Source organism: Sphingomonas degradans (assembly GCF_053502645.1).
Map to the genome: position 1 here is coordinate 3,436,966 of NZ_CP177172.1, position 13,594 is coordinate 3,450,559.

The 13,594-nt window shown below is 68.0% G+C and carries 12 protein-coding genes; 10 read left to right on the top strand and 2 right to left on the bottom strand.

Features of this window, described 5'->3' with window-relative positions:
- Nucleotides 1-69: 69 nt before the first annotated feature.
- Nucleotides 70-1,953: a potassium transporter Kup gene (locus tag ACG3SL_RS15635; protein WP_448662095.1), complete on the bottom strand. Its 1,884-nt coding sequence runs from the start codon at nucleotides 1,951-1,953 to the stop codon at nucleotides 70-72.
- 145 nt (nucleotides 1,954-2,098) lie between these two features.
- On the opposite strand from ACG3SL_RS15635, the gene ACG3SL_RS15640 reads away from it, so the two are divergent.
- The 7 genes from ACG3SL_RS15640 to ACG3SL_RS15670 all read left to right on the top strand — a co-directional run bounded on the left by ACG3SL_RS15640 (nucleotide 2,099) and on the right by ACG3SL_RS15670 (nucleotide 10,308).
- Nucleotides 2,099-2,368 carry a hypothetical protein gene (locus tag ACG3SL_RS15640; RefSeq protein ID WP_448662096.1) on the top strand — a complete coding sequence of 90 codons (270 nt, stop codon included), beginning with the start codon at nucleotides 2,099-2,101 and terminating at the stop codon, nucleotides 2,366-2,368.
- A 112-nt stretch (nucleotides 2,369-2,480) separates the two neighbouring features.
- Entirely contained in the window at nucleotides 2,481-2,570 is a 90-nt protein-coding gene (locus tag ACG3SL_RS15645; RefSeq protein ID WP_448662097.1) for a potassium-transporting ATPase subunit F, read from the top strand.
- A 13-nt stretch (nucleotides 2,571-2,583) separates the two neighbouring features.
- Entirely contained in the window at nucleotides 2,584-4,287 is a 1,704-nt protein-coding gene (gene kdpA, locus ACG3SL_RS15650) for a potassium-transporting ATPase subunit KdpA (RefSeq protein WP_448662098.1), read from the top strand.
- 13 nt (nucleotides 4,288-4,300) lie between these two features.
- On the top strand, nucleotides 4,301-6,328 hold the full coding sequence (gene kdpB, locus ACG3SL_RS15655; protein ID WP_448662099.1) for a potassium-transporting ATPase subunit KdpB: 2,028 nt from the start codon (nucleotides 4,301-4,303) through the stop codon (nucleotides 6,326-6,328).
- Between the two features lie 49 nt (nucleotides 6,329-6,377).
- The gene (gene kdpC, locus ACG3SL_RS15660) at nucleotides 6,378-6,974 is read left to right on the top strand and encodes a potassium-transporting ATPase subunit KdpC (RefSeq protein ID WP_448662100.1); all 597 of its coding nucleotides are present in this window, start codon (nucleotides 6,378-6,380) and stop codon (nucleotides 6,972-6,974) included.
- Nucleotides 6,971-9,631, top strand: coding sequence for a DUF4118 domain-containing protein (locus ACG3SL_RS15665; protein WP_448662101.1), 2,661 nt, complete (start codon nucleotides 6,971-6,973; stop codon nucleotides 9,629-9,631). Before kdpC ends, ACG3SL_RS15665 begins: the two co-directional genes overlap by 4 nt.
- Nucleotides 9,628-10,308, top strand: coding sequence for a response regulator (locus ACG3SL_RS15670; protein WP_448662102.1), 681 nt, complete (start codon nucleotides 9,628-9,630; stop codon nucleotides 10,306-10,308). Before ACG3SL_RS15665 ends, ACG3SL_RS15670 begins: the two co-directional genes overlap by 4 nt.
- Before the next feature lie 65 nt (nucleotides 10,309-10,373).
- Here the strand turns inward: ACG3SL_RS15670 and ACG3SL_RS15675 are convergent, their stop codons facing one another.
- Nucleotides 10,374-10,616 (bottom strand): hypothetical protein, encoded by a 243-nt coding sequence (locus ACG3SL_RS15675; RefSeq protein WP_448662103.1) that lies wholly within the window; start codon nucleotides 10,614-10,616, stop codon nucleotides 10,374-10,376.
- A 134-nt stretch (nucleotides 10,617-10,750) separates the two neighbouring features.
- Here ACG3SL_RS15675 and ACG3SL_RS15680 point away from each other — a divergent pair, with 134 nt between their 5' ends.
- The 3 genes from ACG3SL_RS15680 (at nucleotide 10,751) to ACG3SL_RS15690 (ending at nucleotide 13,587) form a co-directional block, all read left to right on the top strand.
- The gene (locus ACG3SL_RS15680; protein WP_448665144.1) at nucleotides 10,751-11,482 is read left to right on the top strand and encodes a response regulator transcription factor; all 732 of its coding nucleotides are present in this window, start codon (nucleotides 10,751-10,753) and stop codon (nucleotides 11,480-11,482) included.
- Nucleotides 11,479-12,807 (top strand): ATP-binding protein, encoded by a 1,329-nt coding sequence (locus tag ACG3SL_RS15685; protein WP_448662104.1) that lies wholly within the window; start codon nucleotides 11,479-11,481, stop codon nucleotides 12,805-12,807. The genes ACG3SL_RS15680 and ACG3SL_RS15685 overlap by 4 nt, the downstream gene beginning before the upstream one ends.
- A gap of 84 nt (nucleotides 12,808-12,891) precedes the next feature.
- Nucleotides 12,892-13,587 (top strand): carbonic anhydrase, encoded by a 696-nt coding sequence (locus tag ACG3SL_RS15690; protein ID WP_448662105.1) that lies wholly within the window; start codon nucleotides 12,892-12,894, stop codon nucleotides 13,585-13,587.
- Nucleotides 13,588-13,594 lie beyond the last annotated feature (7 nt).

The window sequence follows — 13,594 nt, forward strand, 5'->3', positions numbered from 1 at the left end:
CGGGAGTCCAGGCACACAGGCGAATCGCTCTGGGCCCTGGGCCCCTGCTTTCGCAGGGGAACTGAGCGCCTAGATCTCGACCTGGCTGCCCAGTTCGATCACGCGGTTGGTGGGCAGCTTGAAGAACTCCATCGCGCTTTCGGCGTTGCGCACCATCCACGCGAACAGCTTTTCGCGCCAGATCGCCATGCCGGGGCGGCTGGAGGCGATCAGCGTCTGGCGCGCTAGGAAATAGCTGGTTTCCATCGGCTTGAACGGGCCGCCTGCGCCGTCGATCCGGGCAAGGTCGCCCGGCACGTCGACTTCGTCCATGAATCCGTGGCGCAGTACGATGCGGTAGAAGCCCGATCCCAGATCGGTCACTTCGGCGCGCTTTTCCTGCGGGAAATGGGGCACGCCCTCGATCGCGACGGTCAGCACCACGACGCGCTCGTGCAGCACGCGGTTGTGCTTCAGGTTATGGAGCAGCGACGGCGGGATGCCGTCGGCGGTGGAGGCGAGGAACACCGACGTGCCCTGCACCCGCTGCGCCGCCAGCCCAGCCGAGCGGATGAAAAGGTCGAACGGCATCGCGCTTTCCTGCAACCGCGCCCGCACCAGCCGCCGCCCCTTCGCCCAGGTCGTCAGCAGCGTGAACGCCACCGCCGCGACCAGCAGCGGGAACCAGCCGCCATCGGGGATCTTGGTCGCGTTCGATGCGAAGTACAGCCCGTCGACCAGCAGGAAGGTGCCCGTGACCAGCACCGACACGACCGGCGGCCATTTCCACACCGTGGCGGTCAGCACGCCCAGCATGCACGCCGTGATCAGCATCGTGCCCGTGACGGCGATGCCATAGGCGGCGGCAAGGTTGCTCGATGTCTTGAAGCCCAGCACCAGCAGGATGACGAGGAACAGCAGCGCCCAGTTGACCAGCGGGATATAGATCTGGCCCGCCGCCTTGGCGCTGGTGTGGAGGATGCGCAGCCGGGGCAGGAAGCCGAGCTGGACCGCCTGTTGCGAGACCGAGAAGGCGCCCGAAATCACGGCCTGGCTCGCGATGACGGTCGCCATCGTCGCAAGGATGACCAGCGGCAGCCGCGCCCAGTCGGGCGCCATCAGGAAGAACGGATTCTCCACTGCGGAGGGCGTAGTGAGCAGCAGCGCCGACTGGCCCAGATAGTTGAGCATCAGGCACGGGAACGCGGCGTACAGCCACGAGATCGAAATCGCCTTGCGCCCGAAATGGCCCATATCGGCGTACAGCGCCTCGGCGCCGGTGACCGCGAGGACGACCGATCCCAGCGCCAGGAACGCCAGCTTCGGATCGAGCAGGAAGAACTGCACGGCATAATGCGGGCTGAGCGCCCACAGAATTTCCGGCGCGCGGGCGATACCCATCACGCCGAGCACCGCCAGCACAAGGAAATAGACCACCATCACCGGCCCAAACATCTTGCCCATCGCCGCCGTGCCATGGGACTGGATCGCGAACAGCGCGATCAGGATGACGATCGCGATCGGCAGCACCAGCGGCGCCAGTCCGGATTGCACCACCGTCAGCCCCTCGACCGCCGACAGCACCGACACCGCCGGCGTGATGATCGCGTCGCCATAGAACAGCGCCGTGGCGATGACGCCCAGCGATGCGATCGCCGCGCTCCACCGGTTCTGTCCCAGCTTGCGCCCGATCAGCGCCAGCAGCGCCAGGCTGCCGCCCTCGCCCTTGTTGTCGGCGCGCAGGATGATGAAGACATATTTGATCGTGACGACCAGCATCATCGTCCAGAAGATCAGCGACAGCACGCCGAAGATATGCGGCCGGTCCACCGCCAGCGGATGGTGGCCGATAAAGCTCTCCTTCAGCGCATAGAGCGGCGAGGTGCCGATATCGCCGAACACCACCCCGATCGCGCCCAGCGCGAGGGTAGGCAGCTTTTCCTGATGTGCGTGCGAGTCCTGAGAGTCGTCCATCGGCAGCAGCTAGTCACGCCCGCGCGCGGACGCCACAAACTTTATGGCTTCTTTATGCGGCGCCCAATCTTCCCCGTGGAACCTTAACGGCCCCCCGCACCACATCGCGCCCATCGATTTTAGTTACGGAGTGCGACCGGTGCGCATGTTTTGGCGCCGTCTGGAGACGGGCACCCATGGCTGGCGGGAAGAAATCGCGGTGCGCGCGGCGGGCGCGGTGCTGCTGAGCCTCTGCGTCGCTGCCGCAATGTGGCTGCACCGGGCGGTGACGCACCCGCCCGGCCATGCCGCGACGCTCATCGAATTTGCCGCCGCCGCTCTCGCCACTGCCTGTCTCGGGCTGGGCGGCGCCTTTCTGGTCGAGGGGCCCGGGCTGTTCCGCCTGATCCCCATCCCCGGCCGCCACTGGAGCTGATGAAGGAAACCCTGTCCCATGAACGACTTGATCTGGCTGGGGGTGCTTGGCGGGCTGTTCCTGCTCACCCTCGCCTATGTCCGCCTGTGCGACGAAGCCTGAGGAGCATCCGATGACGCTGTCCCTCGCCCTGGCCGGGCTCACTGCCCTTGGCCTCCTCCTCTATCTCGTGGCCGTGCTCGTCTGGCCCGAGCGTTTTTGAAAGATCCGGCACCATGACCCTCCAAGGCTGGACCCTGATCCTGGTCTTCGTCGCCCTCACTATCGCGCTGGCAAAGCCGATGGGGATGTGGCTGTTCGCCCTGTACGAAGGGCGCCGCACACCGCTGCACACCGTGCTCGGCCCGGTCGAGCGCGGCTTCTACAAACTGGCCGGGATCGATCCGGACAAGGAACAGGGCTGGCGCGCCTATGCCGTGCACATGCTGCTGTTCCAGCTCGTGCTGCTGCTGTTCACCTATGCGATCCTGCGCCTGCAGGACGTGTTGCCGATGAACCCGCGCGCGCTGGCCGGCATCGGCGCCGACGGTGCGTTCAACACCGCCGTCAGCTTCACCACCAACACCAACTGGCAATGGTATTCGGGCGAAGTCGCGCTGTCGAACCTCAGCCAGATGCTGGGCCTGACCATCCATAATTTCCTGAGCGCGGCCACCGGCATCGCCATCGCCTTTGCACTGTTCCGCGGCTTTGCCCGGCGCAGCGCGGGAACGATCGGCAATTTCTGGGCCGATTGCACGCGCGTCACGCTGTACCTGCTGCTGCCGATCTGCATCGTCTATGCGCTGTTCCTGATCGCCAGCGGCGTGCCGCAGACCTTTGCCACGTCGATCGACACGACCACGCTGGAAGGCGCGCGCCAGACGCTGATCCTGGGCCCCGTCGCCAGCCAGGAAGCGATCAAGATGCTGGGCACCAACGGCGGCGGCTTCTTCAACGCCAATTCCGCGCATCCGTTCGAAAACCCGACCGCGCTGACCAACCTGATCCAGATGCTGTCGATCTTCGCGATCGGCGTCGGCCTCACCTGGACCTTCGGCAAGGCCGTCGGCAACACGCGCCAGGGCTGGGCGATCCTGGCGGCGATGATGGTGCTGTTCGTCGCGGGCGTCGGCATCGTCTATTGGCAGGAAGCATCGGGCAACCCGATCCTGCACCATCTGGGCGTTGCCGGCGGCAATATGGAGGGCAAGGAAGTCCGCTTCGGCACGGCCGCCAGCGCGCTCTTCTCGGTCATCACCACCGCCGCGTCGTGCGGCGCCGTGAATGCGATGCACGACAGCTTCACCCCGCTGGGCGGGATGATCCCGCTGTTCAACATGCAGCTGGGCGAAATCGTCGTCGGCGGCGTCGGCGCGGGCATCTATGGCTTCCTGCTGTTCGCGCTGCTCAGCGTGTTCGTCGCGGGGCTGATGGTCGGCCGCACGCCCGAATATGTCGGCAAGAAGATCGAGAGCCGCGAAGTGAAGCTGGCGGTGCTGGCGATCGCGGTGCTGCCGCTGTGCATCCTGGGGTTCACCGCGCTCGCCTCTGTCCTGCCCGCAGGGCTTGCCGGTCCGCTGAACAAGGGGCCGCACGGCTTTACCGAGATCCTGTACGCGCACGCCTCCGCCACCGGCAATAACGGCTCGGCCTTTGCGGGGCTGACCGCCGGCACGCCGTTCTACAACGCGCTGCTGGGTGTCGCGATGTGGATCGGGCGGTTCTTCATGATCGTCCCCGTGCTCGCCATCGCCGGCAGCCTGGCGGCGAAGCGGCACACCCCGGAAAGCGCCGGCTCGTTCCCGACCACCGGCCTGCTGTGGGTGGGGCTGCTGTGCGGCATCATCCTGGTCGTCGGTGGCCTCACCTTCCTGCCCAGCCTCGCGCTCGGACCCATCGCCGATCACCTCGCGATGATCCGCGGCCAGCTTTTCTGAAGGGCATCCCGTCATGACTACACCTTCCTCGATGTTCTCGGCCAAGCTGGTCGTGCCGGCGATCGGCGATGCCTTTCGCAAGCTGAAACCAGCCGAGCTGGTGAAGAACCCCGTGTTGTTCACCACCGCCGTGGTCGCGCTGCTGCTCACCGTGCTGCTCGTCATCGGCACCGATGCGCTCTCGTTCGGTTTCCAGATCCAGCTGATCGGCTGGCTGTGGCTGACCGTGCTGTTCGGCACCTTTGCCGAGGCGCTGGCCGAGGGGCGTGGCCGCGCCCAGGCCGCTTCGCTGCGCGCCGCCAAGTCCGAGCTGATGGCCAAGAAGCTCGATGCGCGCCGCAACCATAGCGTAGTCGCGGCCACCACGCTCCAGCGCGGCGACCTGGTGCTGGTGGAAACCGGCGACCTGATCCCCGCCGACGGCGAAGTGATCGAGGGTGTCGCCTCGGTCAACGAAGCCGCGATCACCGGCGAAAGCGCGCCCGTGATCCGCGAGGCGGGCGGCGATCGTTCGGCCGTGACGGCGGGCACGCGCGTCATTTCCGACCGGATCGTGGTGCGCGTGACGCAAGATCCCGGCCAGGGATTCCTAGACCGGATGATTGCGCTGGTCGAAGGGGCCAAGCGCCAGAAGACCCCGAACGAAATCGCGCTGACCATCCTGCTGGTCGGGCTGACGATCATCTTCCTGATCGCCGTCGCCACCATTCCGGGCTTTGCCAGCTATGCGGGGGGCAGCATCCCCGTGGCCGTGCTGGCCGCACTGCTCATCACGCTGATCCCGACGACGATCGCCGCGCTGCTTTCGGCCATCGGCATCGCGGGCATGGATCGGCTGGTCCGCTTCAACGTGCTCGCCAAGTCGGGCCGCGCGGTGGAGGCCGCCGGGGACATCGACGTGCTGCTGCTCGACAAGACCGGCACGATCACGATCGGCGATCGTCAGGCGAGCGCGTTCCACCCCGTGGGCGGGGTCAGCACCGAAGCGCTGGCCGAAGCCGCGCTGATGGCGAGCCTGGCCGACGAAACCCCCGAAGGCCGTTCGGTCGTGGTGCTGGCACGCGAAAAGTTCGGCATCGCCACCCAGGCGCTGCCCGAGGGTGCCGAGATCATCCCCTTCACCGCGCAGACGCGGCTGTCGGGGGTGAAGATCGGCAGCGTGCTGCTCCAGAAGGGCGCCGTCGACGCCGTGCTGCGCGCCAATCCGGGCGCGGGCACCACCGTGGCCGCCACCGAACTGCGCAAGAGCAGCGACGAGATCGCCCGGTCCGGCCAGACCCCGTTGGCCGTGGCGCAGGACGGCCGCCTGCTGGGCGTGATCGCACTGAAGGACGTCATCAAGGCGGGGGTACGCGAACGCTTCGCCGAGCTGCGCCGGATGGGCATCCGCACGGTGATGATCACTGGCGACAACCCGCTGACCGCCGCATCGATCGCCGCAGAAGCAGGAGTCGACGACTTCCTCGCCGAAGCCACGCCCGAGGACAAGCTGGCGCTGATCCGCAAGGAGCAGCAAGGCGGCCGGCTGGTGGCGATGTGCGGCGACGGCACCAACGATGCGCCCGCGCTGGCGCAGGCCGATGTCGGCGTCGCGATGAACACCGGCACCCAGGCCGCGCGTGAGGCCGGCAACATGGTCGACCTGGACAGCGATCCGACCAAGCTGATCGAGATCGTGGGGCTGGGCAAGCAGCTGCTGATGACGCGCGGGGCGCTGACCACCTTTTCGGTCGCGAACGACGTGGCGAAGTATTTCGCGATCATCCCGGCGATGTTCCTGGCGCTGTATCCCGGCCTGTCGGTGCTCAACGTGATGGGGCTGGGTTCGCCCAACAGCGCGATCCTATCGGCGATCATCTTCAACGCGGTCATCATCCCGCTGCTGGTGCCGCTGGCGCTCAAGGGCGTGAAGTATCGCCCGATGGCGGCGGGCCCGCTGCTGGCGCGCAATCTGGCCGTCTATGGGCTGGGCGGGCTGATCGCGCCGTTCGTCGGGATCAAGCTGATCGACCTTGCCGTGACGGGGCTCCACCTCGCCTGAACGTCTCCCCTCCCCCCACGCGTGGGGGGAGGGAAAGAAGGATATGACAATGCTCAAGGAATTCACCACCGCCCTGCGCCCCGCGATCGTGCTGACGATCCTGTTCGCGGTCCTGCTCGGCCTCGCCTATCCCGCCGCGCTGACCGGCATCGGCCAGCTCGCCTTTCCCGCACAGGCCAATGGCAGCCTGGTGCGCGCGAACGGCCAGGTCATCGGGTCCGAACTGATCGGGCAGGCCTTTGCCAGCCCGCGCTATTTCCATGGCCGTCCCTCCGCCGCGGGCAAGGGCTATGACGCGACCGCCTCTTCGGGCTCGAACCTCGGCCCCACGTCGCAGGTCCTGGCCGATCGCGTGAAGGCCGATGTCGCAGCGCTTCCCCATTCACCAGCGACTCCGGTCCCTGCCGATCTGGTGACGACCTCCGCCTCGGGGCTCGACCCCCATATCAGCCCCGAGGCGGCCTTTTCCCAGGTCGAGCGCGTCGCCGCCGAACGCCGCATCCCTGTCGCCACGCTGCGCGCGCTGGTCGAGCGCCAGACCGAACAGCCGCTGCTCGGCTTTCTGGGCGAGCCGCGCGTAAATGTCCTCGCGCTCAATCGCGCACTCGACAGCCTGCCCGGACAAGCGGCACAAGCCGCCGAGTGAGCGACGACCGACCCGATCCCGACGCCCTTCTGCGCGCCGCCGCGCAGGAGGCCCATGGCCGCCTGAAGGTGTTCCTCGGCGCAGCGCCGGGCGTCGGCAAGACCTATGAGATGCTGAGCGAAGGCGCGGCGCGGCGCCGGGCAGGAATCGACGTCGTGATCGGCGTGGTCGAAACCCATGGCCGCGCCGAGACCAGCGCCAAGGTGGAGGGGTTCGAAATCGTCCCCGGCCGCCGCGTCGAGCATCTGGGCCACACGCTGGTCGAGATGGATATCGACGCGATCCTGGCGCGCGCCCCCGCGCTCGTGCTGGTCGACGAACTGGCCCACACCAACGCCCCCGGCAGCCGCCACGACAAGCGCTACCAGGATGTCGAGGAGCTGCTGGCGGCGGGGATCGACGTCTATTCGACCGTCAACATCCAGCATCTCGAAAGCCTGAACGACGTCGTCGCTTCGTTCACCAAGGTGCGGGTGCGCGAGACGCTGCCCGATCGCGTGCTGGAAAATGCCGAGATCGAAGTCGTCGACATTCCTCCCGACGAGCTGATCGAGCGGCTGAAGGAGGGCAAGGTCTATGTCCCCGACGAGGCCACCCGCGCGCTGGGGCATTTCTTTTCCAAGTCGAACCTGTCGGCGCTGCGCGAACTGGCGCTGCGTCGCGCGGCGCAGGCAGTCGATGCGCAGATGCTCGATTATCTGCGCAGCCACGCGCTGGCGGGCACCTGGGCCGGGGGCGAGCGGGTCGTCGTCGCGGTCAGCGAACTGCCCGGCGCGCCCGAACTGGTGCGCGCGGCCAAGCGCGTCGCCGACGCACTGCGCGCGCCCTGGACGGCGGTGCATATCGAGACGCCGCGCGCGAGCCGCTTTACCGATGCCGAAAATGCGCGGCTGGCCGCGACGCTGCACCTGGCCAGCCAGTTGGGCGCGCAGGTCGCCTCGGTCCCCGCCGAGTCCGTGGCCGAGGGCCTGAAGCGCTTCACGATCGAGGCGCGCTCGACCCAGCTGATCGTGGGCAAATCGGCGCGGTCGCGCTGGTTCGAGCTACGCCACGGCTCGGTGGTCGACCGGCTGGTGCGCGAGACGCCGGGCGTCGCCGTCCACGTCCTGCCGATGGCACAGGAGCAGGCGGCGCGCGGGCGCCGCGTCGCGCGCGCCGGGCATGGCTGGGGCAAGGCGTCGGGCTATGCCGTGTCGCTGGGGCTGACCGCGCTGGTCACGCTGCTGGGGGCGAGCATCTTCGCCTCGGCCAGCATCACCAATGTCGGGCTGTTGTACCTGTTGCCGGTGATGGTGGCGGCGACGCGCTATGGGCTGCGCACGGGCATCGTCACCGGGTTGGTCTCGTCGCTGGCGTATAATTTCTTCTTCATCCCGCCGACGCGCACCTTCACGATCCAGGACCCGCAGAACATCCTGACCGTGCTGGTGCTGCTGGGCGTGGCCGCCGTGAGCAGCCAGCTGGCGGCGCGGGTGCGCGAACAGGCGGTGCTGGCGCAGCGCAGCGCGGCGCAGAACAGCGCGCTCGCGGGCTTTTCGGGGCTGTTGACCGGCATGAGCAGCCGCGACGCGCTCGGCACGCTATTGTGCGCGGAGGTCGCGCGGTTGCTGGACGTGCACACGCTGTTGCTGCTGCCGGGCGACGATGGGCTCGCGCTGGTCGCCGCCGATCCGCCGCACGAGCGGCTGGAAGCGATCGAGCAGGCGGCGGCGCGCTGGGCCTATGAGAACAACCAGCCCGCCGGGCGCGGATCGGACACGCTCACCGCCAGCGAATGGCTGTTCCACCCGCTGGCGGCGGGGGGCAAGGTGCTGGGCGTGTTCGGGCTGGCACGGCCCGATGCCGGCGCACCGGTGCGCTCGGACCAGTTGCCGCTGCTGCTCAGCCTGATCGACCAGGCGGGGCTCGCGCTGGAGCGGATCGCGCTGGAGGCCGAAATGGCGACGATCACCCAGCTGAAGGAGCGCGACCGGCTGCGCGCCGCACTGCTCTCGTCCGTCAGCCACGATCTGCGCACCCCGCTGACGACCGTGCTGGGGATGCTGGCGGAGATGCGCCCCGCGTCCGACGAACAGGCGGACCAGCTTGCCGCCGCGCGGACCGAGGCGGAGCGGCTGCACCGGTTCGTCGCCAACCTGCTCGATATGGTGCGGATCGAAGGCGGCGCGCTGCGCCAGGCGATCGAGCCCGTCGATCTGGCCGAGGCGGTGTCGGCGGCGGTCCACGACCTGCGCCGCGCGCTGGACGGGCACGCAATCGAGATGCGCGTCGCCCCCGATCTGCCGCTGGTGCTGGTCGATCCCCAGCTGTTCCACCACTGCCTCATCAACCTGCTGGAGAATGCCGCCAAATATGGCGATGCCGGCGCCCCCATCGTGGTGGCCGCACGGCGCCAGCGCGAGGGGCTGTCGCTCGACATTCTCGACGAAGGCCCCGGATTGCCACCGGGCGAGGAAACGCGGATCTTCGAGACGTTCACCCGGCTGGAAGGGTCGGACCGCAAGGGCGGCACCGGGCTGGGCCTTGCCATCGTCAAGGGGTTTGCCGAAGCGATGGGCCTCAGCGTATCGGCGTCGAACCGCATCGACCGCGCGGGTGCGTGCTTCGCGATCCACTTTCCCGAATCCAGGCTGCGCAAGGGACAGGCCGGCGAATGAGCAATGCGATCAAGGTGCTGGTGGTCGACGACGAGGCGGCGATCCGCCGGCTGCTGGGCGCCGGGCTGGCGCGCGCCGGCTATCGCGTGTTCGAGGCGGGCACTGCGCGCGAGGCGATGACCGCGCTCCAGATCGACAAGCCCGACGCGGTGCTGCTCGACCTGGGGCTGCCCGATCGCGACGGGCTGGAGCTGGTGCCGCTGGTCAAGGCGACGGGCGCGGCGGTGCTGGTCATTTCGGCGCGCGATGCGACCGACCAGAAGGTGACCGCACTCGACCTGGGCGCCGACGATTACGTGACCAAGCCATTCGATACCGAGGAAGTGCTGGCCCGCATCCGCACCGCACTGCGCCATCGCCTGTCCGCCGAAGCGGAGGATGCGGTGGTGCGGATCGGCGATGTGGAGATCGATCTTGCCGCGCGGCTGGTGCGCCGGCTGGGCGCGGAAGTGCACCTGACCCCCAAGGAATTCGGCTTCCTCGCCGAACTCGCCAAGCACCCGGGGCGGGTGGTGACGCATGCGCAGCTGCTTAAGGCCGTGTGGGGGCCGGGCCATGAAGGCGATGTCGAGTATCTGCGCGTCGCCGCGCGCGGCGTCCGCCGCAAGCTGGAAGAGGATGCCGCGCAATCCTCGATCCGCAACGAGCCGGGCGTAGGCTACCGGCTGATGGCGTAAGGCGCCTGATGGCGCAAGAGGGTGTCACCCGGGCAAAGGGGGGGGCATGCCCGGGTGACGGGGCCTCAGTCGGTGCCGCCGCGCTTCGCGTCGCGGGCAGCACGATCGGCGACGGCCAGCTGGGCCTGCGCGTCGCAACGCACGATGGCCGGGGCCGATCCGATCTTTCCGGCGGGCACATGGACCTGCTGCACCGAGCAGCCGGCCTTGAGTGCGTCGCTCACCTGTTGCGGGCCATGGGCCCGATCCTGCGCGATCGCCGGGGTTGCGGCGATGGCGAGTGCACCGATCAATACGAACTTCAGCATCCTGAACTCTCCTCGCAGGTTCTTCACGAGTGCCGGAGTTAGGGTGCCAAGCTTGCTGCCCCTTGGCGCGGCCATGACAAAGTGTTGCTTGCGCGTTGACCCTCCCCGCCCGCATGCCTACCTCCCTGTCCGTAATGTACCTTGCCGAGCCCCAAACCGTGCTGCCCACGATTGTACTGGTCGAGGATGATCCGCCCTTGCGGACGCTGACCACGCGCGCGCTGCAGGAAAATGGCTATACGGTACGCCCGGCCTGTTCGGCGCCCGAAATGTGGCTGGCGCTCGACCAGGGGCCCGTCGATCTGGTGCTGCTCGACATCATGCTGCCGGGCACCAGCGGCATCGACCTGTGCCGCGCGATCCGCCAGAAAAGCGAAGTGCCGATCATCTTCCTCTCGGCCAAGGGCAGCGAGACCGATCGGGTCGTCGGCCTGGAACTGGGCGCGGACGATTATATCGCCAAGCCGTTCAGCACGCGCGAGCTGATCGCACGCGTGCGCGCGGTGCTGCGCCGGGGCGGCGTGGAACGCCAGCCGTCGCAGCGCCCCAGCGGGCTGCTCAAGTTCGATGGCTGGACGATCAACCTGCCGCGCCGCGAATTGCTGTCCCCCACCGGCGGTGTCGTCGACCTGACGGGCGCCGAGTTCGACCTGCTCGTCACGCTGTGCGACCATAGCGGCCGCGTCATCGCGCGTGAGCGGCTGATCGAATTGTCGCGCACGCGGCTGGGCGACAGTTCGGATCGCAGCATCGACGTGCTGGTCAGCCGCCTGCGCCGCAAGCTTTCGGGCACCGGCGTCGATGCGCCGATCGTCACCGTGCGCGGCGTCGGCTATATGCTGAACGCGCCGGTCACGCGCGATTGAAGCCCTGGCTCCACGCCCCGGCCGGGCTGGTCGGGCGCATCTTCGCGATCCTGCTGCTCGCGTTGACGCTGGAGTTCGGCGTCTCGACGCTGCTCTACGAACGCGCGAGCCACTTCTCGCTCCAGGACGACGAGGCGCGGCGGCTGGCCGAGCATCTGGTCATCGCGCGCAAGCTGGTCGAGGAGCGCCCCGCGATCGAGCGCCCGGCGATGGCGCACGAACTGACCACCAATCGCTATGAGATTCGCTGGGCGCCGCATCTGCTGCCCCCGCCCCGCCTCGCCCCCTCGCTCGACCGGATGTACCACCAGATCGTGGGATGGGAGCCGGGGCTGGCCGATGCCGACCTGCGGCTGAACCTGGCCTCGCCGGGCCGCGACGCGGTGACGACCGGGGGGCTCAGGCTGTCGGATGGCAGCTGGCTGTACTTCACGACACAGGAGTCGGTCCACCAGCCCAATCTCGTGATCGAGCGCGTATTGCTGGCGATGATTCCGGCGGCGGCGCTGATCCTGATCGGCGGCCTGATGGTGCGCCAGACGCTGTTGCCGCTCCGCCGGCTGGCGCAGGCGACCGACAATGTCGGCAGCGGCAGCGAAGAGGAAGTCCCCGAAGGGGGGTCGAGCGAAGTCCGCCGCGTGATCCGCGCGTTCAACCGGATGCGCGCCCGCATCCACCGGCTGATCGCCGATCGCACCCAGGCGCTGGCGGCGGTGGGGCATGATCTGCGCACCCCGCTGGCCCGGCTGCGGCTGCGCGCCGACGGCATTCCCGACGATGCGCTGCGCGACGCGGTGGAGGCGGATGTCGCCGAGATGGAAGCGATGATCGCGTCGCTGCTCGCTTATCTGGGCGGCGAGAGCGAGAGCGAGAAGCTGGTCGTGATCGATCTGGCCGTGCTGTGCGCCTCGCTGTGCGACGAGATCGCCGATCGCGGGCGTGACGGCAACTATCGCGGCCCCGCGCATCTCGAAATGGCAGTGCGCCCCTCCGCGATGAAACGCGCGCTGGTCAACCTGGTCGAGAACGCCCTCCATCATGGCGACACGGTAACGATCACGCTGACCCGCCACGCGGATCAGGTGCGGATCGCGGTCGAGGACGACGGCCCCGGCATCCCCGAGGACCAGCTGGCGCAAGTGCTCGAACCCTTTGTCCGGCTGGACACGGCGCGGTCGCGCGACACGATCGGACTCGGACTGGGACTGGCGATCGTCGTGCGCGCGGTGGCCGAGCATCGCGGCACACTGACGCTGACCAATCGGGCCGAGGGCGGGCTTCGCGCCGAGATCTGCCTGCCAGTGCCGCCAAGCAACCTTTCGTAACGTAGCCGCTGCACTGCGGCAAAGCGGAGCACTTACGTACTGTTCCTAATCCCGCATCGTGCGGGTCTTGGAAGGAGCAGTTTCGTGAACGAGCTAATCGGCCGAGTATTCAGTTTCGAGAAGCAGGTTTTTCCGGACCAGAGCGCTCTTTACGCCAAGCTGGCGGCACACGGGCAAAGCCCGAAGGCGCTGATGATTTCCTGCGCGGACTCGCGCGTGGTGCCCGAGCATATCATGCAGGCGGCACCCGGCGACCTGTTCGTATGCCGCAATGCGGGCAATATCGTGCCCCCCTTCGCCACCCAGAATGGCGGCGTTTCGTCGACGGTGGAATATGCCGTCGCGGCGCTGGGCGTGCGTGACATCATCATCTGCGGTCACTCCGACTGCGGTGCGATGAAGGCGCTGATGAACCCGGAAATGCTGAACGGCATGCCCAACGTCGCCGCCTGGCTGCGCCACAGCCACGCCGCCGAATGCGTCGTGCGCCAGGGCTATCCGGAAATGGAGAACGGCGAAGCGGTGCGCACCGCCAGCATGGAGAATGTGGTCGCCCAGCTCGCGCACCTGCGCACGCACCCGTCGGTCGCCGCCGGGATCGCGCGCGGCCAGATCGCGCTGCACGGCTGGTTCTTTGATATCGGCGCGGGCGCGATGCTGGCGCTGGACGGCAATACCGGCCGTTTCGTGCAGATCCGTGAAGACCAGCCCCTGCCCGTGGCACTCGCCGCCGGCCAGCGGATTGCGTCGGACGTCACCTATGCGGAGGCAGCGGAGTGAAACTCCC

Coding starts and splice junctions, on each gene's coding strand:
- kdpA (WP_448662098.1), top strand. CDS start 2,584: ATGACCCTCCAAGGCTGGACCCTGATCCTGGTCTTCGTCGCCCTCACT.
- ACG3SL_RS15645 (WP_448662097.1), top strand. CDS start 2,481: ATGACGCTGTCCCTCGCCCTGGCCGGGCTCACTGCCCTTGGCCTCCTC.
- kdpC (WP_448662100.1), top strand. CDS start 6,378: ATGCTCAAGGAATTCACCACCGCCCTGCGCCCCGCGATCGTGCTGACG.
- ACG3SL_RS15670 (WP_448662102.1), top strand. CDS start 9,628: ATGAGCAATGCGATCAAGGTGCTGGTGGTCGACGACGAGGCGGCGATC.
- ACG3SL_RS15680 (WP_448665144.1), top strand. CDS start 10,751: ATGTACCTTGCCGAGCCCCAAACCGTGCTGCCCACGATTGTACTGGTC.
- ACG3SL_RS15635 (WP_448662095.1), bottom strand. CDS start 1,953: ATGGACGACTCTCAGGACTCGCACGCACATCAGGAAAAGCTGCCTACC.
- ACG3SL_RS15640 (WP_448662096.1), top strand. CDS start 2,099: ATGTTTTGGCGCCGTCTGGAGACGGGCACCCATGGCTGGCGGGAAGAA.
- ACG3SL_RS15675 (WP_448662103.1), bottom strand. CDS start 10,616: ATGCTGAAGTTCGTATTGATCGGTGCACTCGCCATCGCCGCAACCCCG.
- kdpB (WP_448662099.1), top strand. CDS start 4,301: ATGACTACACCTTCCTCGATGTTCTCGGCCAAGCTGGTCGTGCCGGCG.